Raw genomic sequence first — 25,078 nt, forward strand, 5'->3', positions numbered from 1 at the left:
TGGTAGGCGCGAGCTTGCTCGCGAAGAACTCAAGGACATCCACGTGCCTCCAGACAGCACGCGTTATCATTGACGTTCTTTGCGAGCACGCTCGCTCCTACAGGGGCATTACACAAAAGAGGGGCGTTTACTGGATCAGGCCGAACTCTTTGGCCAGCACTTTGTAGTCAGCCACCTGTTTCTTCACGTAGGTGTCCAGCTCCGGGCCGGTCATGGCGAACGGGAACAGCTCGCGCTGGTCACGCAGCTTGGCGAACTCGTCGGAGGCCAGCAGTTTGTCGAAGGCGTCTTTCCACCAGGCGTAGTCGGCATCGCTGACTTTTGGCCCAAGGTAGAAGCCGCGTACCACCGGCCAGACGATGTCGTAGCCTTGTTCTTTGGCGGTCGGGATATCCTTCATTTCCGGCTCGTCCAGGCGCTTGTCGGCGAACACCGCCAGCAGGCGCATGTCGCCGCTCTGGATGTGTGGCATGGAGTCGGAGATGTCGGTACTGCCCACTTGGATGTGACCACCCAGCAGGGCCGTGGCGATTTCGCCGCCGCCTTCGAGCGCTACATAACGCAAGTCACGCGGGTTGATCCCGGCCGCCTTGGCGATCAGCGCGGTTTGCATCCAGTCCTGGCTGCCGACGGTACCGCCGGAACCAATCACGACCTTGCTCGGATCTTTCTTCAGCGCCTGGACCAGATCGTCGAGGGTTTTGTAGGGCGAATCGCTTTTCACTGCGATGGCACCGTAGCTGGTGCCCACCGCCGCCAGCCAACGCACGTTGGTTTCATCGAAACGGCCGAACTTGCCCTGGGCCAGGTTCAACAGCGAACCGCTGGACCAGGCCACCAGGGTGCCGGCGTCCGCAGGGCGCTGGGCGACCACCGCGTTGTAGGCCACCGCGCCCACGCCGCCAGGCATATAGGTCACACGCATCGGCTTGCTCAGCAACTTCTGGTTGACCAGCGCGCTTTGCGCCAGTTTGCAGGTCAGGTCAAAACCACCGCCGGGGGAGGCCGGGGCGATGCACTCCGGGCGCTTGGGTTCGTCGGCGGCCAGCAGTTGGCCGGCGAACAGCATGCAGCCGGCGGCGAGGGCAAATTTACGCAGTGAAGGGGTCATGGTTTTCTCCGTCTTTTTGTTATGAGTGGTTTACCAGAGCACACTTACCAAAGGGCAATGCTGTAGCTGACCAGCACGCGCATTTCATCCGCATCACGGGCTGAATAGTTGGAGCGGTACGTGGCGTTACGCAGGCGCACGGCGACGTCCTTGAGCGCGCCGGTTTGCACCACGTACTTGATCTCGGTGTTGCGCTCCCACTCTTTACCGGTCTCGCCGTTCTTGAGCTTGATGTTGTCACCCGACAGGTAACGGCTCATGAAACTCAGGCCAGGAATGCCCAGCTTGGCGAAGTCGTAGTCGTAGCGCGCCTGCCAGGAACGCTCGTCGGCGCCGGCAAAGTCATTGATCTGAACGAAGTTGACGAGGTACGGGTCACTGCCATCCACATACGGGAAGGCGCTGTCGCCGGACATGTGCTGGTAGCCGGCACTGAGCTTGTGGCCATTGAGGGCATAGCTGAACAGACCGTTGAGGGAGGTGTTGTCGATCTTGCCGCCGCGGGCTGCGCCGGTGTCATCACTGAGGGCCAGGCGCAGGTCGGTGGCGAAAGTGCCGGGGCCCATCGGGCGTGCAGCCACCAGGCCGATGAAGTGCTGGCGGTACACGTCGTCGAGTTGGGCGAAGTGGTAGCTGCCGGTGATCTTGTCGGCGAACTTGTAGTCCACGCCACCGAAGTTGAAGTGCTTGCCGGTGGCGCCGCTGAGGAAGCGGCTGTTTTTGTTGTTGAGGGCAATGTCCTCGTAGTTGCTGTCGTCGCGGTCCTTGGCCTTGTCCAGGCGGCCGCCGGTGAACGTCAGGTTCTTGAACTCCTTGGAGGTCAGCAGGCCGCCGTTGAAGGTCTGCGGCAGGATGCGCCCGTCGTTGGGCTTGAGGATCGGCAGTTCCGGCATCAGCGAGCCGATCTTCAGCTCGGTGGCGGAGATTTTCACTTTGCCGGTCAGGCCCAGCTTGGAGTACGCATCGGCGGCGCGACCGTCGTCATGGGTGGGCAGCAGGCCGGTGCCGGTGCGGTCGGGGCTGGAGTCGAGCTTGACCCCGAGCATGCCTAGCGCATCCACGCCAAAACCGACGGTGCCGTCGGTGTAGCCTGATTGCAGGTTGAGCATGAAGCCCTGGGCCCATTCGTCGCGCTTGGACTGCTGCGCGCTGGTGCCGTCGCGAAAATCGCGGTTGAAGTACATGTTGCGGGTTTCCAGGGTCGCGCTACTGTCTTCGAAGAAGGCAGCCTGGCTGAGCGGCGTAAAGCCGGCAAGGGCAGCGGCACTGGCAAGGGCGGTCTGGGTCAGGCGGGAAAAACGAACAGGCGGGCAAGCCTGGGGCTGGGTCGACAGCATTGTGGTGCACTCCGTTATTGTTCTTATTTTGGCGAAAACGCATCGAGGCGTTTTTCGGACGCTACGGTTCAGGTAGCTGGGCAGGCATGGCCTACCGTGGCTGGATGCTAAAGGGCGAAGCTTTCACTAACCTTTCAGCGGCCTTTCAATGTTTTCGGGCTTCACAGGGCAGGCCGCGCCTGTAAACTGCCTCGCACAGCGTGGCGCCGACCACCTCCGAATAAGGTAGAAATCCATGCGTGTCCTCCTGGTTGAAGACCATTTGCAACTCGCCGAAAGTGTCGCCCAGGCGCTCAAGAGCACGGGTTTGACCGTCGACGTATTGCACGACGGAGTCGCCGCGGACCTGGCCTTGAGCAGCGAGGAATATGCGGTGGTGATCCTCGATGTGGGGTTGCCGCGCATGGATGGTTTTGAGGTGCTCGCGCGTTTGCGGGCCCGAGGAAAAAACCTGCCGGTGCTGATGCTGACCGCGCGCAGCGATGTGAAAGACCGCGTACACGGCTTGAACCTGGGTGCCGATGACTACCTTGCCAAACCGTTCGAGCTGACGGAGTTGGAAGCGCGGGTCAAGGCGCTGCTGCGCCGCAGCGTATTGGGCGGCGAGCGCCAGCAGACGTGTGGCGTGTTGGTGTACGACCTCGATACGCGCAGGTTCGCCGTCGGCGGCGAGCTGATGACCTTGACCTCCCGCGAGCAGGCCGTGCTTGAAGCGTTGATCGCTCGGCCGGGCCGAGTCATGAGCAAGGAGCAACTCGCGTCCCACGTGTTTGGCCTGGACGAAGAGGCTAGCCCGGATGCCATCGAAATCTACGTGCACCGCCTGCGCAAGAAACTCGATGGCCAGCCCATCGCCATCGTGACCTTCCGTGGCCTCGGCTACCTGCTGGAAGCCCGCGATGCATAAGCCCAGCAGCCTGCGCTGGCGCCTGCTGTGGAACCTGGCGCTGTTGTTGGTGCTGTTGATGCTGGCCAGCGGCATGAGCGCCTACTGGAACGGTCGCGAGGCGGCCGACACCGCCTACGACCGTACGCTGCTGGCCTCGGCACGCACCATCGCCGCGGGCTTGACGCAGGTGGACGGCACCCTCAGTGCCAACGTGCCTTATGTGGCCCTGGACACCTTCGCCTACGACAGCGCCGGGCGCATCTATTACCAGGTCAATGATATCGACCAGAAGCTGATTTCTGGTTACGAGAACCTGCCCGGCCCGCCGCCCGGTACGCCGCGTACCGACGATTACCCAGCGCTGGCACGGTTTTACAACGCGACTTATCAGGGCCAGCAGGTGCGCGTGGTCAGCCTGCTCAAGGCCGTCTCCGAGCCGAACATGAACGGCATGGCGGAAATCCGCGTGGCCGAAACCGATGAAGCCCGCGTCAGCATGGCGCGCAGCCTGATGGCCGACACCTTGCTGCGCCTGGGCATGCTCGCCATCGGTGCATTGCTGCTGGTGTGGTTTGCCGTGAGCGCGGCGCTGCGCCCGCTGGAGCGCTTGCGCACGGCGGTGGAAGAACGCCAGCCCGACGACCTGCGGCCGTTGCCGTTGGTGGAAGTGCAGCATGAGTTTGGCCCGCTGGTGCGTTCCCTCAACCACTTCACTGAACGGCTGCGCGGGCAGTTCGAGCGTCAGGCGCAGTTTATCGCCGACGCCTCCCACGAATTGCGTACGCCATTGGCGGCCCTCAAGGCGCGCCTGGAGTTGGGCTTGCGCGCCGAAGACCCGGCGACTTGGCGCAGTACCCTGGAAACCGCCGCCCAAGGCACCGACCGGTTGACCCATCTGGCCAATCAGTTGCTGTCCCTGGCGCGCATCGAAAACGGCGCTCGGGCGATTGCCGAAGGCGGCGCACAGTTGCTGGATTTAAGCCAGCTGGCCCGTGAACTGGGCATGGCTATGGCGCCGTTGGCCCATGCGCGGGGTGTGGCACTGGCGCTGGAGGCGGATGAGCCGGTTTGGCTGCGCGGCGAGCCGACGCTGCTCAACGAGTTGCTGAGCAACTTGGTGGACAACGCCCTGGCCCACACGCCGCCGGGTGGCAACGTGATCCTGCGGGTCTCGGCGCCGGCGGTATTGGAGGTGGAAGATGACGGCCCGGGCATTCCGCTGGATGAGCGCGACCGGGTGTTCGAGCGCTTCTACCGCCGCAGCCAGCAAGGCATGGGCTCAGGCCTGGGGCTGGCGATCGTGGGCGAAATCTGCCGCGCCCATCTGGCGCAGATCAGCCTGCACGATGGTGAGCCGGTGGGGCTGAAGGTGCGGGTGAGCTTTATCGCAGGCTGATCAATCGAACATCGAGCGGGCTTCATCCAGCTCTGCGCGCAGCTTCTCGCTGTAGGGATCAACCCGCAGCTTTTTCATCGCCGGTACGCTGGTGACATCCACTTTCGCCAGCGGGTGGTCGGTGCCGTGATGGCAATACAGCACGGCAATTTGCACCAAGTCGATGTAGTCGAGGCTGGCGGAGTCGCGCTCCAGGTTCAGGTACTGGCCCGGCAGCTGGGCCAGCATTTCTGGAAAATCCCAGCCACTGAGCAGTTTTTCGCCCAGTAACGGATGGATGCTGTCGATCACGTGGTTGAGACTGATCGGGTCCGAGAGCAACTCGTAGTGGTCTTCGGCGTAAGTCAGGATCGGCAGCACACCGATCTGGTGTACCAAACCACCGAGAGCTGCCTGGTCCGGCTTGAGCTGGCTGTGGCTGCGGCATAACGCGTAGCTCACGCCCGCCACTTCCAGGCTGCGGCGCCACACATCGCGCATTTTCTGTTCGACGGTTTCGGAGCGTGCGTGGAAAATCTGCTCCATTACCAGCCCGATGGCCAGGTTGCTGCTGTAGTTGGTGCCCAGCCGGGTGATGGCGGTGTGCAGGTCGGTAACTTCCTGGGTAGCGCGCAACAGCGGGCTGTTGACCACTTTGATCAGGCGCGCCGACAGCGCGGTGTCGCGACCGATGACTTTGCTCAAGTGGCTGATGCTGATTTCCGGGTCTTCAGCGGCCTGACGGATGTTCAGGGCCACTTCCGGCAATGTCGGCAGAACCAGGTCATCGTTGTTGATGGCCTTAACCAACGCCTGTTGGACTTTTTCCGCCAGTTTGTTCATTCATGCTCTCTAGGGTGTTGCAAAAAGGTACAGCGACTAACGCTGGATCTCTCGATCGCGGTCGAGGGTGTAAGGCAGGTCAAGCAGTTGCAATCCGGGGCCTTCGAGTGTGCCTAAGTGCACATCGCCACTGTCGGCTGCTTCGGCTTGCAAGACCGCCAGAAGTTCAATCACTTGGTCAGCTTTTGCTGCAATCACCACTTCGCCGATCGAACTGTTGTGGCTGGGTGAAAACAGCGGAGTGCCTGGCTCGGGCATGTCAGCCGCATTGAGGCTCAGGCGGTACAGGCGACGCTTGAGTTTGCCCAGGTACTGCATGCGCGCGACGATTTCCTGGCCGGTGTAGCAGCCTTTCTTGAAACTCACGCCGCCCACCGCTTGCAGGTTGAGCATCTGCGGGATGAAGACTTCGCGGGTTTGCGCCATGACCTGGCCGATGCCGGCGCGGATCTGGCCCAGCAGCCATTCGTTCAAGCCGGCCTCTTTTAAATGTGCGGCCAGTTGGCTGCGCACGCTGTCGGCTTGTTCGGCAGGCACCCAAAGCTCGGCGCGGCCGGGGGAGACGCGGATGGCGATCAGTGTGTCGGCACGCGCCACGCTGTCGGTCTCGGCCGGCAGTTCAAGGCCCAGGCTGCTGAGGGCCGCGTCGGCATTCGATAGCCCGAAACGCACCCAGGCGGCGCTTTCGTCGGTGAGCTTGGACTTGGAGAACACCGCGTATTTCTTCAGGTCGGCCAGTTGCGGTTCCAGCAACTCAGTGGCCATCGCCAGCAGTACGCCATCACCTTGCAGCAGAATGCGGAAGCTCGACTGCATGCGGCCTTTTTGCGTGCAGCGCGCACCGAGGCTGGCCTGGGTGTCGCTCAGGTAATTGAGGTTGCAGGTGAGCTGGCCCTGGAGGAACTTGGCAGCGTCGGAACCGCGGACGGCGAGAACGCCTTCGTGGGACAGGGGGCAGAAAAAAGCGGAGTCAGCCATGGGTCATCGCAGGTCAAAAAGTCATGAGCGCATCATAGAGGGGCGCCCGGCAAATGGATAGTTTCCATATGGGGCGACCAAAGCCGACTGTTCCCCTGTCGTCGGGCCTGTATACTTGCGCTCTATTTGAGGAGCGCTCCATGGTCGAAGCTGTAGAAATCAATCGTCTCTACTGGCACAGCCGTCGTGGCATGCTGGAGTTGGATGTGTTGCTGGTACCTTTCACCAAAGAAGTGTACGCGACGCTCAATCAGGTAGATCGCGACCTTTATGTACGTCTGTTGGAATGCGAAGACCAGGACATGTTCGGCTGGTTCATGGAACGCGCCGAGTCAGAAGATCCGGAGCTGCAGCGCATGGTTCGGATAATTCTGGATCGTGTCCAGCCCAAATAATCGCTTTGAATGCCGCTGGCAGGCCTCAAGGGTGCTGCTGGCGGTGTACCTGCTTGCCCAGCTGTTCGCGCTGGGTGCCTTGCTCGTTGTGGAGCTGCCGTTCTCCAGCGTTGGCATCGTGTTATGCCTGGCTCACGGCGCCTGGGTGTTGCCGCGCCAAATCCTGCTGACCCACCGTTCGTCGATTCGTGGCCTGCGTCGCGATGAAGACGGCTGGCAGTTATTCAGTGATGAGCGGGGGTGGCACAGCGTGCAGTTGCGCCCCGACAGCCTGGCGTTGCCACTGATAGTGGTGGTGCGCTATCGGGTGCAGGGTGAGTGGTGGGTGCGTTCGGTCTGTGTGCCGAGGGACTCGCAGGTCGCCGATGTGCACCGGCGCCTGCGGGTTCGCCTGAAATTCAGCCGCCGTAGGTGGTTGGCACCAGAATAGTGTCGCGGGCCTCGGGCAGCATCTGCGGGTAATCGAGGGTGTAATGCAGGCCCCGGCTCTCCTTGCGTTCCATAGCCGAGCGGATCATCAGCTCCGCGACCTGGGCCAGGTTGCGCAATTCGATCAGGTCACGGCTGACTTTATAGTTACTGTAGAACTCGTCGATCTCATCCAGCAGCAAACGCACCCGGTGTTGAGCGCGTTGCAGGCGCTTGTTGGTGCGCACGATCCCAACGTAGTCCCACATGAAGCGTCGCAGCTCGTCCCAGTTGTGGGCGATGATCACGTCTTCGTCCGAGTCCGTTACCTGGCTGGCGTCCCAGCGGGGCAGGGCGGCCGGCACGGGGATGCGCGGCAGTTGGTCGAGAATGTCCGCGGCGGCCGAGCGGGCGTAGACGAAGCATTCGAGCAGCGAGTTGCTGGCCATACGGTTGGCGCCGTGCAGGCCGGTGAAGCTGGTTTCGCCAATCGCATACAAGCCGGGCACGTCTGTGCGTCCGTGCTGGTCGACCATTACGCCGCCGCAGGTGTAGTGCGCGGCCGGCACCACCGGGATCGGGCCTTTGGTGATGTCGATGTTGAACGCCAGGCAGCGCTCGTAGACGGTGGGGAAGTGGGTCTTGATGAACGCTTCGGGCTTGTGGCTGATGTCCAGGTACACGCAGTCGATGCCCAGGCGCTTCATCTCGTGGTCGATGGCGCGGGCGACGATATCGCGTGGGGCCAACTCAGCGCGTGGGTCGAAGCGCTGCATGAAGCGTTCGCCGTTCGGCAGTTTCAGGTGTGCACCTTCACCGCGCAGGGCTTCGGTGATCAGGAAACTCTTGGCTTGCGGGTGATACAGGCAAGTGGGGTGGAACTGGTTGAATTCCAGGTTGGCCACCCGGCAGCCGGAACGCCAAGCCATGGCGATACCGTCGCCGCAAGCCCCATCGGGGTTGCTGGTATAGAGGTAGACCTTGGCCGCACCGCCCGAGGCGAGAATGGTGAAGCGCGCGCCGTAGGTGTCGACTTCGCCGCTCGCGCGATTGAGCACGTAGGCGCCGAGGCAGCGCTCGCCATCCAGGCCCAGGCGTTTTTCGGTGATCAGGTCGACGGCGACGCGCTGCTCCAGCAATTCGATGTTGGGGCGTTGGCGGGCCTGGTCGAGCAGGGTCTTGAAGATCGCGGCACCGGTGGCGTCGGCGGCGTGGATGATGCGTCGGTGGCTGTGGCCGCCTTCGCGGGTCAGGTGGAATTCGAAGCCGCCGTCGTCGCTGCCTGCGTGTTCATCGCGGGTGAAGGGCACGCCCTGGTCGATCAGCCATTGGATCGCCTCGCGGCTGTGCTCGACGGTAAAGCGCACCGCGTCTTCGTCGCACAGGCCGCCACCGGCGTTAAGCGTGTCTTCGACGTGGGATTGCACCGTGTCAGTGTCATCCAGCACAGCGGCGACACCGCCCTGGGCCCAGAATGTGGAGCCGTTGGCCAGGTCGCCTTTGCTCAGGACCGCAATGCGCAGATGGCTTGGGAGGGTCAGCGCAAGGCTCAATCCGGCCGCGCCGCTGCCGATCACCAGGACATCGTGTTGAAACTGTTGGCTCATTTGAAGGATTCCGCAAAAAGCGATCCAAAGGGCAGGCGCAGACAGGACGCCTGGATCGGCGAATCAAAGGGTCACACGGGCTACTAGTATATAGAGGGGGGGAGCGGCACAATAGCCGGGCATTCGTGGCAATGTGAGATTACGGTGCACGGCTTGGGTAAAATCAGCCGGTTATTGAAGCGGGAACTTTTTGCATAAGCCCCGACTCAATAGCAGGTTGCCCGAAAGCTGGGAAAACGTTGAGTTTATTGGCCCGTCGGGAGCATTGGACGCGTCAGAAAACCGGCGACAAGATTATTCGCGCAGCCGGCGTTGCCCGCGCTGCGTTTTTCGTGTGTGCCAAATCAGTGCATGCCGGAAACTTGCTTGGAGGGGGAGAACTTTTGCGAAAAGTCCGAGTCTATGTTTGCAAGCCTGATCGTTTAGTTATGCAAGCCTCCTTCAAGCACAACGAGGAGTGTTCATGCTAACCCAGGAAGAGGATCAGCAGCTGGTCGAGCGCGTTCAACGCGGCGACAAGCGAGCATTTGATCTGCTAGTGCTGAAATACCAGCACAAAATTCTCGGGTTGATCGTGCGGTTTGTGCACGACACCCATGAAGCGCAGGACGTTGCACAAGAGGCCTTTATCAAGGCTTACCGTGCACTGGGCAATTTCCGCGGTGACAGTGCGTTTTACACGTGGCTGTACCGCATCGCCATTAACACGGCGAAGAACTATCTGGTGTCTCGCGGACGCCGCCCACCGGATAGCGATGTAAGTTCAGAAGATGCAGAATTTTACGATGGTGATCACGGCCTCAAAGATCTCGAGTCGCCGGAGCGTGCATTGCTGCGCGACGAGATCGAGGGGACCGTCCATCGCACAATTCAGCAACTGCCAGAAGATTTGCGTACGGCGTTAACTTTACGTGAATTCGATGGTCTGAGTTATGAAGACATTGCGAGCGTCATGCAATGTCCGGTGGGGACTGTAAGGTCACGGATTTTCCGGGCCCGGGAAGCCATCGATAAAGCCTTGCAACCGTTGTTGCAGGAAAACTAAAGACAGCGGCGACAGCCAAGAGAGGAACCGCCATGAGTCGTGATGCCCTGCAGGAATCGCTGTCCGCAGTGATGGATAACGAAGCGGATGAACTGGAACTTCGTCGAGTGCTCAACGCATTTGATGATGCCGAAACCCGTGATACCTGGTCTCGTTACCAAGTCGCTCGGGCGGTGATGCACAAGGATCTTCTAATCCCTCGTCTGGATATTGCTGCGGCCGTTTCTGCTGCGCTGGCCGATGAAGCCGTTCCGGCAAAAGCTGCTCGTGGCCCTTGGCGTAGCCTGGGTCGCCTGGCTGTTGCTGCCTCGGTGACGGTTGCAGTGCTGGCCGGTGTTCGCCTGTACAACCAGGACGAAATCGCCGGTGCCGAACTGGCCCAGCAGACTCAGCAACCGGTCATGGCCGGTCCGCAAGTCAAAGGCCCGGCGGTACTGGCCGGCTACAAGGAAAGCTCTGACACCACCGGCCCTATGGCTAACGGTGTGTTGCAAGGGCAATCCGGCTGGCAGGACCAGCGTCTTCCAGGCTACCTGCGCCAACATGCACAGGAATCGGCCTTGAAAGGCACTGAAAGCGCTCTGCCATACGCTCGCGCTGCAAGCCTGGAAAACCGCTAATACGTTAAGGAGCCCTATGCGCGCCATACCGCTCCTTACGCTTTTGCTCAGTGGTTGGTTTGCACTCCCCGCCCATGCCGATGAAGCCCAAGACTGGCTAACTCGACTTGGGCGTGCAGAGCAGCAGCAAAGTTTTCAAGGTACGTTTGTCTACGAACGTAATGGCAATTTTTCTACCCATGACATCTGGCATCGCGTCCAGAACGGTCAGGTCCGTGAGCGGCTCTTGCAGCTCGATGGTTCTGCCCAGGAAGTTGTGCGAGTAGATGGTCGGACCCAATGTGTCAGCGGTGCCCTTGTCGCAGGCCTTGGTAATTCGCGTGATGCACCTTCACGCGCACTTGATCCGCAAAAACTCAACCAATTCTACGAACTGGCCGTCATCGGCAAATCCCGCGTGGCCGGTCGTAATGCCGTTATTGTGTCGATCACACCGCGTGATCAATACCGCTATGGTTTTGAGCTGCACCTGGATCGTGACACCGCACTGCCACTGAAGTCCTTGCTGCTCAATGATCAAGGGCAGTTGCTGGAGCGCTTTCAGTTCACCCGCTTGGATACGTCCACCGCGCCCAATGATCGTGATTTGCAGCCCAGCAGTGAGTGCACGTCTATTGCCGTCGCCGACACCAAAGCGCCCGTTGTAGAGCCCACCGAGGCTTGGCACCTGGAGTGGTTGCCACCGGGTTTTCAGCTGGCCAGTACCAGTGCACGTAAAGACACCCATACCAAAGCCACGGTCGACAGCCTGATGTATGAAGATGGGCTGGCGCGCTTCTCCGTGTTTCTTGAGCCGATCAGCGATGTGAGCGTGACCGAGACGCGCACCCAATTGGGCCCCACGGTTGCAGTGTCCCGTCGCTTGAATACAGTGGACGGCGAAATGATGGTGACGGTCGTTGGTGAGATCCCTATCGGCACCGCCGAGCGCATCGCGCTGTCGGTGCGCGGTGAAAAAAAGGCCACCACTCAGCCGTGAGTTGTTAATCCTATGTTCATCCAGATCTTTCACTGTGGGTCTATGCCAGGTTGGCTGCCGAGAGCATGAAATGTCTGGATCAGCATTTTCACTTGCAAAAATCCGCCATGTTTTTTATAGGTCAGGGCTTGTCGTCTCTGGCCTTGTTTTGTTCGCGGAACAAAAATGTCGGTCGAAGTTTTCGGCGTTTATTGAACCCTGTCGCTCAACCCTGCTCGTCGTAACGGGAGCTGTATGTCGATACCACGTTTGAAATCCTACCTATCCATAGTCGCCGCGGTATTGGTGCTGGGCCAGGCCGTGACCGCACAAGCGGCCGATTTGCCTGACTTCACCCAGTTGGTTGAGCAAGCCTCGCCGGCAGTGGTGAACATCAGCACCACGCAGAAACTGCCGGATCGCAAAGTCTCGAACCAGCAGATGCCAGACCTGGAAGGCTTGCCGCCGATGCTGCGCGAATTCTTTGAGCGCGGTATGCCACAACCGCGCACGCCGCGTGGCGGTGGAGGCGGTCAGCGTGAGGCGCAGTCCCTGGGTTCGGGCTTCATCATTTCCCCTGATGGCTACATCCTCACCAACAACCACGTCATTGCCGACGCTGACGAGATTCTCGTGCGCCTGGCCGATCGCAGCGAACTGAAAGCCAAGCTGGTGGGCACTGATCCACGGTCCGACGTGGCATTGCTGAAGATCGAAGGCAAGGACCTGCCGGTACTGAAACTGGGCAAGTCCCAGGATCTGAAGGCCGGGCAGTGGGTCGTCGCCATCGGTTCGCCGTTTGGGTTTGACCACACCGTGACCCAGGGCATCGTCAGCGCCATTGGCCGCAGCCTGCCGAACGAAAACTACGTGCCGTTCATCCAGACCGACGTGCCGATCAACCCCGGCAACTCCGGTGGCCCGCTGTTCAACCTGGCGGGCGAAGTGGTGGGTATCAACTCGCAGATCTACACCCGTTCCGGTGGCTTCATGGGCGTTTCGTTCGCGATCCCGATCGATGTGGCCATGGACGTTTCCAACCAGCTGAAAAGCGGTGGCAAGGTCAGTCGTGGTTGGTTGGGCGTCGTGATCCAGGAAGTCAACAAGGACCTTGCTGAGTCCTTCGGCCTCGACAAGCCGGCTGGTGCCCTGGTTGCGCAGATCCAGGACGGCGGCCCTGCAGCTAAAGGCGGGCTGCAAGTCGGCGACGTGATCCTGAGCATGAATAGCCAGCCGATCGTCATGTCGGCAGACCTGCCACATCTGGTGGGTGCGCTCAAGGCAGGCAGCAAGGCCAAGCTGGAAGTGATCCGTGATGGCAAGCGTCAGAACGTTGAGCTGACGGTGGGTGCCATCCCAGAGGAAGGCGCGACGCTGGATGCCCTGGGTAACACCAAGCCGGGTGCCGAGCGCAGCAGCAACCGCCTGGGCATCGCCGTGGTCGAGCTGACCGAAGAGCAGAAGAAGAGCTTCGACCTCAAGGGCGGCGTAGTGATCAAGGAGGTGCAGGACGGCCCTGCAGCCTTGATCGGCCTGCAGCCGGGGGACGTGATCACCCACCTGAACAATCAGGCGATCGACACCACCAAGCAGTTCACCGACATCGCCAAGGCGTTGCCGAAGAATCGCTCTGTGTCGATGCGCGTGCTGCGTCAGGGCCGTGCCAGCTTCATCACCTTCAAGCTGGCCGAGTAATCCGCTGAACCAATAAAAAGCCCCGCCGTCGGTTAACGATGGCGGGGCTTTTTTGTGGGTGATGGGTTTAGCCCATCATTCCTTTTACCAGGCGTTCCTGTTCGATCAGCTCACGTTGGCGTGCGTCGATGCGTGACGACAACGGGAAGTTGCTACCCGCGCGGCGCTTGGCGAAGTCCAGTTGCTGAATCGCCTGCTGGAAGTCGCCCACCAAGGCAAAGTATTCAGCGCGTGCCTGGTGCAGGCCGATGATGTTGCCGGACAAACCGCGTGTCTCGGCGACTTGATACCACACGTCCGGATCGTCTGGGCGAGACTTGAGCAAGCCATCCAAGGCCTTTTCCGCGTCGGCAGTACGATTCTGTTTAAGCAGCAGGTCGACCCGGATCTGATTCAGCGGATAGTTGCCTGGGTACTGGGTCAGCATCCGATCCGTGCGTTGCTGGGCATCGGGCAGACGGCTGTTATCGATGTCCAGCTGGATCTGCGCCAGGTTGTAAGTGATGTCGTTGGGCGCCTTGGCCAGCAACGGTTGCAGGCTGTCCCGTGCCTGCTTGAACTGTGAAGCTTTGATCTGGGCGATGGCCAAGCCATAGCGCGCCACATCGTTTTTGGGGTTTTCATCCAGTTGCGCCTGGAAGCGCTTGGCGGCGAGTCCTGAAGTGTCCTCATATTGCAGCTGCACCCGTGCGCGAATCAGTTGGTAGCGCAGGCTGTCTTCCTTGCCGCCGGGCTTGGCTTGCTCGGCACGGTTACGGGTGTCGGCGATTCGCGACTCGGTGACCGGGTGCGTCAGCAGAAATTCCGGTGGCTTGGCGTCGAAGCGGTACTGGCGCCCGAGGCGCTCGAACATGGTCGGCATGGAACGTGGGTCGTAGCCGGCTTTTTCCAGGTTGACGATACCGATGCGGTCCGCCTCTTGTTCGTTCTGTCGGGAGAACCGCCGTTGTTCCTGGATCGCTGCGGCCTGAGTGCCGGCAATCGCAGCGATGCCCGCGTCACCCGCACCGGCGGCTGCCGCGATGATGCCGCCGAGCAGCGCGGCCATCATTGGGATCTGCATACGCTGTTGCGCTTCCACGCCACGGGCGAAGTGGCGCTGGGACAAGTGAGCCAATTCGTGGGCCAGTACCGAGGCGTATTCGCCTTCGGTCTGGGCGTTGAGGAACAGGCCGCCGTTCACGCCGACGATACCGCCTGGCGCAGCAAAGGCGTTGAGTTGCGGGCTGTTGATCAGGATGAACTCCAGGCGTCGGTCATTCACCTGGCTGGTCTCTACCAGCTTGTACACGCTGGTTTCGACGTAATCCTTGAGTTGCGGGTCGTTCAGTTGTGAAACCTGCCCGCGCAGGTAGGCCAGCCAGGCGCGGCCCAATTGGAATTCCTGTTGTGGCGAGACAATGGCAGAACTGGCGTCGCCAAGCGACGGCAGGTCGTCAGCGAAGCCCGGAGAGGCCAGCAGGCAAGCCAGCGTCAGCAGGGTAGGGCGCAAAAAAGTCATGCACAGAGCCTTTCGACAAAGAGCTTACTGTAGCCGGACACTGAGCTTCGGACCAGATATTCTAAGCACCCGAACGCTTGCCGGAGTAAAACCATGACCGACGCTGTAGCCTTTGACGCCGAACTTGATGCCAGCGGCCTCAATTGCCCGTTGCCGTTGCTCAAGGCCAAGTTGGAACTCAATCGATTAGCCAGTGGGGCCGTGCTCAAGGTGATCGCTACGGACGCAGGTTCCCAGCGTGACTTCCGCACGTTCGCCAAACTTGCTGGCCATGCCCTGTTGCACGAAGACGAGGTTGCCGGTGTGTATCGTTACTGGTTGCGCAAGGCCTGAACCGTTCGTTCGCCCCCACCATCCGAGGTTGATTGATGTTCAAAGTGTTACGTGACTGGATCCAGCGCTACTTCTCTGACGAAGAAGCCGTGGTGCTGGCCGTCCTGCTGTTTCTGGCCTTTACGGCAGTCCTGACCTTGGGCGGTATGCTCGCGCCGGTATTGGCGGGGATGGTGCTGGCTTATCTGATGCAAGGCTTGGTCACTACCCTTGAGCGTTTGCGCTTGCCGGGCGCCGCCGCGGTGGGCTTGGTATTTGCCTTGTTCATGGGGTTGCTGGTGGTGTTTATCGTGGTGGTGTTGCCGCTGCTGTGGCACCAATTGATCACACTGTTCAACGAGCTGCCGGGCATGCTCGCCAAGTGGCAATCGCTGTTGCTGCTGCTGCCGGAGCGCTACCCACACTTGGTGTCGGATGAGCAGGTATTGCAGGCCATCGAGGTGGCGCGCGGCGAAATCGGAAAATTCGGGCAGTGGGCGCTGACGTTTTCCCTGTCCAGTCTGCCGCTGCTGGTCAACATCATGATCTACCTGGTGCTGGTGCCGATCCTGGTGTTTTTCTTCCTCAAGGACCGCGCCATGATTGGCCGTTGGGTACGTGGCTACCTGCCGCGTGAGCGGGCGTTGATCACGCGGGTGGCCGAGGAGATGAACCGCCAGATCGCCAACTACATTCGCGGCAAGGTCATCGAGATCATTATCTGTGGCGGCGTGACCTACATCGCTTTTATTGCCCTGGACCTGAATTACGCAGCCTGCTGGCATTGCTGGTCGGTATCTCAGTGGTGGTGCCCTATGTCGGCGCGGTGGTGGTGACGGTACCGGTGACACTGATTGCCTTGTTCCAGTGGGGCTGGAGTGACCAGTTCATCTACTTGATGGCGGTGTACGGGATCATCCAGACACTGGATGGCAACGTGCTGGTGCCGCTGCTGTTCTCGGAGGCGGTCAACCTGCACCCGGTGGCGATCATCTGCGCGGTGTTGTTGTTTGGCGGGTTATGGGGGTTCTGGGGAGTGTTCTTTGCGATTCCCCTGGCAACGCTGTTCAAGGCGGTGCTGGATGCGTGGCCACGGCAGGAGCCGGTGGTTGCGCCATTGTTGTAGTGAGCGGGCTTGCCCCGCGCTGGGCTGCGGAGCAGCCCTAAAAAGGCCGCCGCATTTTTTCAGGAAGGCCGCATTGGCAGGTTTCAGGGGCAAGCCCGCTCACTACAAGGGTCAGCGTTTCAGGCTTTGCTCAACGCCTGCGCAGCCGCCAGAACGGCATCCACGTGGCCCGGCACTTTCACCCCACGCCATTCCTGGCGCAGCACGCCATCCTTGTCGATCAGGAAAGTGCTGCGATCCACGCCCAGGTATTCCTTGCCGTACAGCTTCTTCAACTTGATCACATCAAACAGCTGGCAAACCGCCTCGTCCTTGTCGCTGATCAGCTCGAAGGGGAACGCCTGCTTGCCTTTGAAGTTCTCGTGGGACTTCACGCTGTCACGCGACACGCCAAACACTTCGGTGTTGGCCGCCTTGAACGCCGCGTACTGGTCGCGAAAGCCCTGGCCTTCGGTTGTGCAGCCGGGGGTGCTGTCCTTCGGGTAGAAATAGATCACCACTTGCTTGCCCTTGAGGGCGGCAAGGCTGAAGGTCTGCCCACTGGTGGCCTGGGCTTCGAAGTCGGCTACGGGTTGGTCGATGACTACCGCCATGAATACTTCCTTACATTGGGTTCTGTGGGCGCCATGGCTCGATCAGTGCGTCGAGGTTCAGTGCATCGGCGAAATCCAGGAACTGGTCGCGCAACCAACTGATCTGCACACCGGCCGGCAAGGTCACCGTGAAGGTAGCATTGAGCATGGTGCCGCCGGTTTGCGGCGCCTGGTAGGTGTCGCAGGTCAGGTTTTCCAGCTCGACGTTGTGGTCGATAAAGAACTGGCACAGCTCATTGACGATGTCCGAGCGGTAGGCCGAGCTGACGTAAGCGACGTACGGCAGCGCCTGCGGGCGATTTTCCAGCGCGGCGCTGCGCACTACATTGACGGTGAAGTCATGCTTCTTGGCCAGGCCCGGCAGGCCGGTTTCGAGGCGTGCCAGGGCGTCCCAGGTGCCGGAGATCTGCAGGACCAGCGCGCTGCACTCGCCGTGGCGGGTCAAGCGGGAGGTCACGACGGCGCAGCGGTTTTCATGGCTGGCGCGGCACAGGACGTTGGTCAGCTCCATGGGGTTGGCGCCGAGGGCACTGATAACAAGGAATTGTTCGCGAACTGTGGGGGTGGACATGCAGCCTTCCTAAACGATGAGCGGTCGATACCATGAGGGCCGTATCGATCAAAGCATGAAGGGTAGCGAAAAGCGCCGCCAAGGGATAGGAGGTGGCGTTTTCATTACGTGAACGGCGTGATTCCACCCTGCTGTCACCCGTGCTTTCGTCCAATGATGGCATTGCCTATCGTTTAGTTGCCCCAGAACGCATCCTCACGCGGTACTTCGCTTGTACAAGCATCTTGGCGCCAGTACCATTACGGCTCTCTTTTTCCGGCAGGAGCGGTTGCATGATTGCGGGCAGTATGGTGGCACTGGTCACACCCATGGATGCACAAGGTCATCTCGACTGGGACAGCCTGGGCAAACTGGTGGACTTCCACCTGCAAGAAGGCACCAACGCCATTGTGGCCGTCGGCACCACAGGTGAGTCGGCCACCCTTGATGTGGAAGAACACATCCAGGTGATCGAGTTCGTGGTCAAGCGCGTTGCGGGCCGTATCGCCGTGATCGCCGGTACGGGCGCCAATTCGACGCGCGAAGCGATCGAGCTGACCAAAAACGCCAAGAAGGCTGGCGCCGACGCCTGCCTGCTGGTGACCCCGTACTACAACAAGCCGACCCAGGAAGGCTTGTACCAGCACTTCAAGACCATCGCCGAAGCCGTCGACATCCCGCAGATCCTCTACAACGTGCCAGGCCGCACCGCGTGCGACATGCAGGCCGCAACTGTGATCCGCCTGTCCACCGTGCCGAACATCATCGGTATCAAGGAAGCCACCGGCGACCTGCAGCGCGCCAAGGACATCCTGGCCGGCGTGGGCAGTGACTTCCTGCTGTATTCCGGTGACGACGCTACGGCTGTCGAGCTGATCCTGCTGGGCGGCAAGGGCAATATCTCCGTGACCGCCAACGTGGCCCCGCGTGCCATGAGCGACATGTGCGCCGCTGCCATCGCTGGCGATGCCGTGACTGCCCGTGCGATCCACGAGAAGCTGATGCCGCTCAACAAGACACTGTTTATCGAATCCAACCCTATTCCCGTGAAATGGGCGCTGTTCGAGATGGGCCTGATGCCGGACGGTATCCGTCTGCCGCTCACCCGTCTCAGCGAAGCCTGTCACGAACCGCTGCGACAGGCCCTGCGCCAGTCCGGCGTCCTGGTTTAATTGAGGAAGCACTACGCATGAAGCGATTGGCCGGACTTTCCGCACTTGCCTTGATTATCTCCAGCACCAGTGGCTGCGGTTGGGTCTGGGGCCCGGAAGGCTACTTCCGTGACCGCGGTAGCGATTACCTGGAAGCCCAAGCAACCAAACCGATGCAACTGCCGCCGGACGTGAATGTCGCCAAGCGCCTTGACCCGTTGCTGCCGATTCCGCGCAACGTCGCCGACGACACCGCCAAAGGTGAGTACGTAGTGCCACGCCCACAGCCGATTTCGGCCGTGGCCGATGCCAGCGACTACAGCTTGCAGAAAAGCGGTGACTCGCGTTGGATCGTGGCCCAGCGTCCACCTGCCGAAGTCTGGCCGGTAGCGGTGCAGTTCTTCCAGGACAACGGTTTCCGTATCGACGAACAGCGTCCGCAAACCGGTGAATTCACCACGGCATGGCAGCAAGGCAGCGAACTGTCCGCCACCCTGGCCAAGCGCCTGCAGGCCGGCGGTGTTGCTGCTGACAGCGAAGCCCGTGTGCGTGTGCGCATCGAGCCAGGCGTGCAGCGCAATACCAGTGAGGTCTACGTGGTGAGCGCTGAGCGTCCTGCCGGCAGCACCGCCAACGTCGACTTCACCAACCGTTCGGTCAACACCGGCGTTGACTCGGCACTGGTCGACGAGATGCTGGCCAGCATGAGCCGTATTTCCGAGAAGGGCGGTTCTGTTTCCCTGCTCGCTGCCCGTGATTACGACACCCCGAGCCGCGTCAGCCTCACCGAGGACGGCAGCGGCAACGTGGTGCTGAACCTGGGTGAAGACCTGGACCGTGCCTGGGCCAGCGTCGGTCGCGCGTTGGAGCAAGGCCCTTGGCGTGTTGAAGACATCAACCGCAGCCTGGGCCTGTACTACATCAACGTGGCCGAAAAAGCCGAGCGCAAAGACGACGAGCCTGGTTTCTTCGGCAAGCTGTTCGGCAGCAAGCCGACCAAGGAAGAAATCGAGACCCGTGCCGAGCGTTACCAAGTACGTTTGAGCAAGGTTGGCGAGACGGTGCAGGTCACCGTCGAGAAGAACATCAACACCGTTGCGCCGGCTGAAACAGCGCGCAAAGTGTTGGGCGTGATTCAGGACAACCTGGGCTGATCCGATGCGTTTTGCTGTTCTCGGTAGCGGTAGCCAAGGGAACGGCACGCTGGTCGCCCACGACGACACGTACGTACTGGTGGATTGTGGTTTCTCCTTGAAAGAAACCGAGCGACGCCTGCTGCGCCTGGGGGTTCACCCCGCGCAGTTGAGCGCGATTCTAGTGACCCACGAACATGCCGACCACGTGCATGGCGTGGGTTTGCTGTCTCGGCGCTACAATCTTCCGGTGTACCTCAGTCGTGGCACCTTGCGCGGGATGCGCAAACCCATTGAACCTGCAGGTTTCCTGGCGGGTGGCGAGCAACTGCAGATCGGGGCGTTGAGCATCGATGTGATCGCGGTGGCTCACGACGCTCAGGAACCGACGCAATACGTATTCAGTGACGGTCAGCGGCGCTTCGGCGTGCTGACCGACCTGGGCTCTTATTGCAGCAAAGTGCTGGACGGCTATCGGGACCTCGATGCGTTGATGATCGAGTCCAACCACTGCCGAGACCTGCTGGCTCGCGGTCACTACCCCTACTTTCTCAAGCAGCGGGTGGGCGGCGAACTGGGACATTTGAACAACCACCAGGCGGCGTACCTGGTGTATGAGTTGGGCTGGCAAGACCTGCAACACCTGGTCCTGGCCCACTTGAGCAGCAAGAACAACCTGCCGACGCTTGCCCGGCAATGTTTTGTCGACACCCTAGGGTGCGACCCGGACTGGCTGCAACTGGCCGATCAAGATTCAGGGCTCGACTGGCGACACATCGCCTAGCCCACCTCACTCAAAGCGGAGCCCATCATGGAAAAACGTGAAGAACTCTACCGCGGCAAAGCCAAGTCGGTGTACAAGACCGACGACGCCAACCGCCTGATCCTGCTGTTTCGCAACGACACCTCGGCGTTCGACGGCAAGCGTATCGAACAGCTGGACCGCAAAGGCATGGTGAACAACAAGTTCAACGCCTTCATCATGCAGAAGCTCGAAGAGGCCGGTATTCCGACCCAATTCGACAAACTGCTGGGCGACAACGAGTGCCTGGTGAAGAAGCTGGACATGATCCCGGTCGAATGCGTCGTGCGCAACTACGCTGCCGGCAGCCTGGTCAAACGCCTCGGTGTGGAGGAGGGCCTCAAGCTCAACCCTTACACCTTCGAACTGTTCCTGAAGGACGACGCCAAGGGCGACCCGTTCATCAATGAATCCCACGTCGTGGCATTCGGCTGGGGCACCGCTGAGCAACTGGCACGCATGAAAGAGTTGTCCCTGAAGGTCAACGACGTGCTGAACAAACTGTTCGACGACGCCGGCCTGCTGCTGGTCGACTTCAAACTGGAATTCGGCGTATTCCACGACGGCTCCATCGTCCTGGGCGACGAATTCAGCCCAGACGGCTGCCGCCTGTGGGACAAGGACACCAAGAAGAAGATGGACAAAGACCGCTTCCGCCAAGGCCTCGGTGACGTTATCGAAGCCTACGAAGAAGTCGCCAATCGTCTCGGCGTACCGCTGTAATCGACGCAAGCATCTGATAGCACGGAAAAAAATCGCTTCAGCGCTTTGCTTTCCTGATTCACGCTGTTATGATGCGCGCCGTTGGAGAGATGCCAGAGTGGCCGAATGGGACGGATTCGAAATCCGTTGTACCTTCACCGGTACCTAGGGTTCGAATCCCTATCTCTCCGCCATACAAATGAAAGCCCCGCAGATCAAGGTCTGCGGGGCTTTTTTGTTTTCGGGTTGTACTACTCAAATCATGCGGCTCACGGCCTGGAGATGCATGTCTGTCAGCCAGTATTTGTGCAGCGTCTAACGTGAATTGAAGGACGTTTGCAGCCTCTATAAAGGCTTCTGGGTCATCCGTACCTTCATAGATGACCCCGCCTTCTATGACGTCCTGTACGACGCTATCGACGTACTAATAGAGGCTCGCAACCAACTGAGCGTCCTCTGGCGAGAGGTAGCTAAGTTTTCCAGGGTTGGCGACGTAGACCCTGCAATAGTGCTGTGGGATTCGTACCTGCAATGAAGCTTCTGAGCGTTCCTCTTGCGGCATTCCAAGTAACTGCTTCCCCATTTCGGTTAGGCTGGCATGGTGGCCCCGTTCTACGGCAATTTTTATTAATGCCAATACCTCAGCAACGATAGCCACGCGCACGCTTGTACGTTCCTGTCAGCGTTGCCTGTGAAAAAAATCAAGAGGTGGATTATTAAATCGTATCTTGATTTTGAGCTGGTCGATATATGAAGCTGAAACGGATTGACCCCAAAGCAGAAGCTCTAAAGTTTTTTAGTTTGAAGCCGACATCCCTTAATGGAAAAGCACAGCGACTTTAAGGACAGGGAATGAAGATTTCGCAAAAAACTGCAGCAGCGTTTGTTTTGGCTGGGCTGGTTGGATACTCTAGTTTGGTTATGGCTATAGAGGGCGGCGTCTACAAAGCAAAGCGTGCAGATATTGCAACTCAAGAAAAGTATTCCCGATTATTGGAAAATCTGAAAAATGTAGAAATCTGGGCAGCTCTGGGTTCTGCGAGAGAGGGCGGGGTCGCTAAATCCCTTCAGGCTTATCAGAAATTAATGGAAATCTACTCGCCGCTGATCGTGGAAAATGGCGAGGCGGTAGTACCAGTTTATGCAGTTGACAACCTCGAATTAAAAGATCTCGACGGGTTTAGGAAGTTTGCAACCCGCGCGCAGTACGATAAGAGTTTTGTGGCTGATGACAATACCTGCTCTGCTGCAATGACGTTTGTATTTCCGCGTCAGATTGCAGATCGCCTAAGCGATATGCGGCCAGCATATGTTTATGGCGTTGTTCAGTCCAAGCAACAAATAGAAGATGCCCGATCAATTAGAATCGATAAGGGCTTGGATGATCTGACGTATGTAAAGACAATGTGTGCCAATCAGAAAGATAGAAGCTTCGATAACGGATATATAAATCTTGGCGAGAATTTAAAGGCAGACCTAAAAAATGTTCTGCCAGTCGTGGACCAGAAATATCAAGCAAGCGTAGCTAAACCTTCTGCACCAGCAGCGCCGAACGCAATGGTTAAACGTCCTTTTGACCTTCCGAAAGCAGCTAAATTTGCCTCATGCTCGGGGCTGGTGGTCGCAGTGAATCAATTTTTCACGGCTCACGGAAAACCGGTAAACCAAGCGCTCACAGAGGGCGGATTGGAGATGACTTATGCCGGTATTGTTTACTCAAATGTCGACTATATGTTAGGGAATAGTCAGGCTTGGACAAACAAATATGCGCCAGAAATCAGCAGTAATCCTGGTGATGTTCAATCTTGGATGCAGCCGAAGATGCAGGATTGCATTGCGACCTACCGGGCTAATCTGCCGGAGATAAAAATCTATGGTGATGAGGCTCGCGCTGAATTTTTCTCGAAAGCTCAAAGCTTGATCCACCAATGACACGAATTATTCAGAAAACAGAAAAATGCGGGTTGCAGTCGTAAGCTGATTAGCTGGTGGGAGTGGGCTTCTGGCTGGTGCTATGTCTATAGAAGCTCACTTCGCTGCGCGGGAAAGGTGTTCCCAGCGTCAGTGATGAGGCGCGTCAAGTTAGGGAAAAGCGGTTAAAGCTCCTTTCAGTCCACGCTGGCTCGACCACTAGGGTCAGAACATCTTGTGTTACGTCGCCGTACCGATTGGCGTAAGCAAGGCGACACACATTGTCGTACCTACCCGGCAAGCTAGCGTCATTCGACAGCCGTAGGACACCGCTATGCCACTCCCCCCGCGTCCGTTCACCCTTGTCTGTGTTCACTGCTCTTGGAAGAAAACGGTCCTGCCTCACAGCGAATTGGCATCGTTTGGCCAAGCTGCTTTCATCCTTTGTCCTGAGTGCCATACCCCTTCACTGGAGGGGAGACAGGCCAATCGTCATGAAATCCTCAGAACCCGTCTGGAACAATTCCTTAGCCTCAACGATTGATGTTTCAAGGCCGCGACACAGCCTGTCGCTCTAGCCTGGAAAATGGTCAAAAAGACCTGGGATATTACGAATATGAAAAACCTGTTTGCCGTCATCGGACTTTGTGTGGTGCTGAAGAAAGGCTATGAGCTGTATCGCGAGTACAGCGAACTGAAGCGTGACAAGGAGGCGCGCGAGTCTTCTTGAGCCTGGGTTGAGGGCTGAGCCTCAAGGTTCGTGCGCCGCCGTCTAAAGACTAAAGTCTTATGTTGAATACAATAGATGGCAAAACGCCATTTTAGTCAGTAGCATCGACGCCAAATTGGCGCCAGCCTGCTGGCTTTCAGTTGAATTGCAAAACAAGGTAGTCACCATGTCCCAAGCGAAGGATACGCTGCTCAGGCTATTTGCATTGCTGCGCCTGATCCCCACAGAGCCCCAGCGCATTGCAACCCCGACCCTGCTCGAAAAGCTTCGTGATAGAGGTTTTTCCGTGACACTTCGCTCGGTTCAGCGTGATTTGAACCGGTTGTCGATGCCTTTCTCGTTGCAATGCGACGATAGCGAGATCCCTTTCCGCTGGAGTTTCACACGGGACGCGCCACTGAAGTTGGAGGATATGGATGCTTCCACCGCACTGGCCTTGTATCTGTCGGAAAGCCATCTGACTACCTTGTTGCCGCAGACTGTTCTGGACCAGCTCGGTCCACAATTTCGACGCGCACGTAACTTCCTGGGCGATCTGGGCCACAACGGATTGGCCGATTGGGCGCGACGAGTTCGTGCGATTCCCAATGGGAAAACCCTGCTGCCCGCTGCGATCGATCCCGAAGTCTGGGGGCTGGTGTCTGCCGTTTTGCTGGAGCGCAGGCAATTGCAAGTGACCTACCAGAGTCGCAGCAAGGGCGAACTCAAACAGTTTCGCCTGCACCCGGCGGGTCTGGTATCGCGGCATGCCATCAGCTATTTGCTGGCCTCTGTGGACGGCTATGGTGATTTGCGCCAGTTTGCCCTGCACCGTATTCAGCACGTTCGAGTACTCGATGAACCGTCCGTGCTGCACGCCACCTTTGATGTAGACGATTACATCGCGAGCGGCATATTCAGCCATCGCCAAACCAATGTTCAGGCAGAGCTGATCGCGGATGTTCATCCGCAGATCGCCGTCCTGCTCGGCGAAACCCCGCTGAGTCATGAGCAGACCTTGAGCGATATTCCCTCGCATACCTGGAAGCGTCTGCGCGCCCAAGTGCCGCTGGATCGTGAAACGCTGTGGTGGATCTTCGGCCTGAACGACAACATCCGCGTGCATGGGCCGCAGGTCTGGGTCGATGAGATCAGCGCCAGATTGAACAGTATGCAAAACCTCTATGCGTCACCTGACTACGCGACATGAACGGTCGCACTGCCGTGCAAGACTGCGGCTGATCAACCGCCAATGGATTAATACGTGTTGGGTGCAAGGCACCCGGCAATAGGGACAGAAGCTGATGACGCGCTCCACCGTTACGCT

23 protein-coding genes, 1 tRNA gene and 1 pseudogene are annotated in these 25,078 nt (G+C 59.2%); 17 read left to right on the forward strand and 8 right to left on the reverse strand.

The features are described from left to right. Positions 1-127 precede the first annotated feature (127 nt). Together PspS35_RS07650 and PspS35_RS07655 are read right to left on the reverse strand one after the other, a co-directional pair. Positions 128-1,111, reverse strand: a complete 984-nt coding sequence (locus PspS35_RS07650; RefSeq protein ID WP_159933410.1) for a tripartite tricarboxylate transporter substrate binding protein — start codon at positions 1,109-1,111, stop codon at positions 128-130. 44 nt (positions 1,112-1,155) lie between these two features. Continuing rightward, entirely contained in the window at positions 1,156-2,448 is a 1,293-nt protein-coding gene (locus tag PspS35_RS07655) for an OprD family porin (protein WP_159933411.1), read from the reverse strand. Positions 2,449-2,683: 235 nt separating this feature from the next. Between PspS35_RS07655 and PspS35_RS07660 the strand changes: the two genes are divergently transcribed. Further along, entirely contained in the window at positions 2,684-3,355 is a 672-nt protein-coding gene (locus PspS35_RS07660) for a response regulator (protein ID WP_159933412.1), read from the forward strand. Next, positions 3,348-4,733, forward strand: coding sequence for a sensor histidine kinase (locus tag PspS35_RS07665; RefSeq protein WP_159933413.1), 1,386 nt, complete (start codon positions 3,348-3,350; stop codon positions 4,731-4,733). The genes PspS35_RS07660 and PspS35_RS07665 overlap by 8 nt, the downstream gene beginning before the upstream one ends. Here PspS35_RS07665 and PspS35_RS07670 read toward each other — a convergent pair whose 3' ends face one another. Together PspS35_RS07670 and PspS35_RS07675 are read right to left on the reverse strand one after the other, a co-directional pair. After that, entirely contained in the window at positions 4,734-5,555 is an 822-nt protein-coding gene (locus PspS35_RS07670) for an HDOD domain-containing protein (RefSeq protein ID WP_159933414.1), read from the reverse strand. A 36-nt stretch (positions 5,556-5,591) separates the two neighbouring features. Then, positions 5,592-6,533: a folate-binding protein YgfZ gene (locus tag PspS35_RS07675; protein ID WP_159933415.1), complete on the reverse strand. Its 942-nt coding sequence runs from the start codon at positions 6,531-6,533 to the stop codon at positions 5,592-5,594. A gap of 140 nt (positions 6,534-6,673) precedes the next feature. Here PspS35_RS07675 and PspS35_RS07680 point away from each other — a divergent pair, with 140 nt between their 5' ends. Together PspS35_RS07680 and PspS35_RS07685 are read left to right on the forward strand one after the other, a co-directional pair. Further along, the gene (locus PspS35_RS07680; RefSeq protein WP_159933416.1) at positions 6,674-6,928 is read left to right on the forward strand and encodes a succinate dehydrogenase assembly factor 2; all 255 of its coding nucleotides are present in this window, start codon (positions 6,674-6,676) and stop codon (positions 6,926-6,928) included. Next, complete coding sequence (locus PspS35_RS07685) at positions 6,912-7,358, forward strand: hypothetical protein (protein WP_159933417.1); 447 nt, start codon at positions 6,912-6,914, stop codon at positions 7,356-7,358. Before PspS35_RS07680 ends, PspS35_RS07685 begins: the two co-directional genes overlap by 17 nt. Here the strand turns inward: PspS35_RS07685 and nadB are convergent. Next, entirely contained in the window at positions 7,327-8,943 is a 1,617-nt protein-coding gene (gene nadB, locus PspS35_RS07690) for an L-aspartate oxidase (protein WP_159933418.1), read from the reverse strand. The two genes, PspS35_RS07685 and nadB, sit on opposite strands and share 32 nt — an antisense overlap. 463 nt (positions 8,944-9,406) lie before the next feature. Between nadB and rpoE the strand changes: the two genes are divergently transcribed. The 4 genes from rpoE to PspS35_RS07710 all read left to right on the forward strand — a co-directional run bounded on the left by rpoE (position 9,407) and on the right by PspS35_RS07710 (position 13,261). Then, a complete protein-coding gene (gene rpoE, locus PspS35_RS07695; protein WP_003172477.1) occupies positions 9,407-9,988 on the forward strand; it encodes an RNA polymerase sigma factor RpoE in 582 nt (193 codons plus the stop codon). Positions 9,989-10,020: 32 nt separating this feature from the next. After that, the gene (locus PspS35_RS07700) at positions 10,021-10,608 is read left to right on the forward strand and encodes an RseA family anti-sigma factor (protein ID WP_003172479.1); all 588 of its coding nucleotides are present in this window, start codon (positions 10,021-10,023) and stop codon (positions 10,606-10,608) included. A 16-nt stretch (positions 10,609-10,624) separates the two neighbouring features. After that, the gene (locus tag PspS35_RS07705; RefSeq protein WP_159933419.1) at positions 10,625-11,587 is read left to right on the forward strand and encodes a MucB/RseB C-terminal domain-containing protein; all 963 of its coding nucleotides are present in this window, start codon (positions 10,625-10,627) and stop codon (positions 11,585-11,587) included. Between the two features lie 234 nt (positions 11,588-11,821). Then, positions 11,822-13,261, forward strand: a complete 1,440-nt coding sequence (locus PspS35_RS07710) for a DegQ family serine endoprotease (protein ID WP_159933420.1) — start codon at positions 11,822-11,824, stop codon at positions 13,259-13,261. Between the two features lie 67 nt (positions 13,262-13,328). On the opposite strand, the gene PspS35_RS07715 is transcribed toward PspS35_RS07710, so the two are convergent. Next, on the reverse strand, positions 13,329-14,762 hold the full coding sequence (locus tag PspS35_RS07715; protein WP_159933421.1) for a M48 family metalloprotease: 1,434 nt from the start codon (positions 14,760-14,762) through the stop codon (positions 13,329-13,331). Positions 14,763-14,855: 93 nt separating this feature from the next. Between PspS35_RS07715 and PspS35_RS07720 the strand changes: the two genes are divergently transcribed. Both PspS35_RS07720 and PspS35_RS07725 read left to right on the forward strand, forming a co-directional pair. Continuing rightward, a complete protein-coding gene (locus tag PspS35_RS07720) occupies positions 14,856-15,095 on the forward strand; it encodes a sulfurtransferase TusA family protein (RefSeq protein WP_159933422.1) in 240 nt (79 codons plus the stop codon). Between the two features lie 35 nt (positions 15,096-15,130). Then, positions 15,131-16,200: pseudogene (locus tag PspS35_RS07725) on the forward strand (AI-2E family transporter). A 119-nt stretch (positions 16,201-16,319) separates the two neighbouring features. On the opposite strand, the gene PspS35_RS07730 reads toward PspS35_RS07725, so the two are convergent. Continuing rightward, positions 16,320-16,793 (reverse strand): peroxiredoxin, encoded by a 474-nt coding sequence (locus tag PspS35_RS07730; protein ID WP_159933423.1) that lies wholly within the window; start codon positions 16,791-16,793, stop codon positions 16,320-16,322. 10 nt (positions 16,794-16,803) lie between these two features. Beyond that, the gene (locus tag PspS35_RS07735; protein ID WP_003172487.1) at positions 16,804-17,364 is read right to left on the reverse strand and encodes a glycine cleavage system protein R; all 561 of its coding nucleotides are present in this window, start codon (positions 17,362-17,364) and stop codon (positions 16,804-16,806) included. Positions 17,365-17,636: 272 nt separating this feature from the next. On the opposite strand from PspS35_RS07735, the gene dapA reads away from it, so the two are divergent. The 7 genes from dapA to PspS35_RS07770 all read left to right on the forward strand — a co-directional run bounded on the left by dapA (position 17,637) and on the right by PspS35_RS07770 (position 24,961). Continuing rightward, positions 17,637-18,515, forward strand: a complete 879-nt coding sequence (gene dapA / locus PspS35_RS07740) for a 4-hydroxy-tetrahydrodipicolinate synthase (RefSeq protein WP_159933424.1) — start codon at positions 17,637-17,639, stop codon at positions 18,513-18,515. 17 nt (positions 18,516-18,532) lie between these two features. Further along, on the forward strand, positions 18,533-19,648 hold the full coding sequence (bamC, locus tag PspS35_RS07745) for an outer membrane protein assembly factor BamC (RefSeq protein ID WP_159933425.1): 1,116 nt from the start codon (positions 18,533-18,535) through the stop codon (positions 19,646-19,648). 4 nt (positions 19,649-19,652) lie between these two features. Beyond that, positions 19,653-20,411, forward strand: coding sequence for an MBL fold metallo-hydrolase (locus PspS35_RS07750; protein ID WP_159933426.1), 759 nt, complete (start codon positions 19,653-19,655; stop codon positions 20,409-20,411). A gap of 27 nt (positions 20,412-20,438) precedes the next feature. Next, entirely contained in the window at positions 20,439-21,152 is a 714-nt protein-coding gene (purC, locus tag PspS35_RS07755) for a phosphoribosylaminoimidazolesuccinocarboxamide synthase (RefSeq protein WP_017736329.1), read from the forward strand. A gap of 83 nt (positions 21,153-21,235) precedes the next feature. Continuing rightward, positions 21,236-21,325, forward strand: a tRNA-Ser gene (locus tag PspS35_RS07760). 658 nt (positions 21,326-21,983) lie between these two features. After that, positions 21,984-23,063, forward strand: a complete 1,080-nt coding sequence (locus PspS35_RS07765) for a hypothetical protein (RefSeq protein WP_159933427.1) — start codon at positions 21,984-21,986, stop codon at positions 23,061-23,063. Between the two features lie 875 nt (positions 23,064-23,938). Next, positions 23,939-24,961 (forward strand): WYL domain-containing protein, encoded by a 1,023-nt coding sequence (locus tag PspS35_RS07770; protein ID WP_159933428.1) that lies wholly within the window; start codon positions 23,939-23,941, stop codon positions 24,959-24,961. The last annotated feature ends 117 nt before the right edge of the window (positions 24,962-25,078 follow it).

The sequence above is a fragment of the Pseudomonas sp. S35 genome, from assembly GCF_009866765.1.
Lineage (GTDB): Bacteria > Pseudomonadota > Gammaproteobacteria > Pseudomonadales > Pseudomonadaceae > Aquipseudomonas.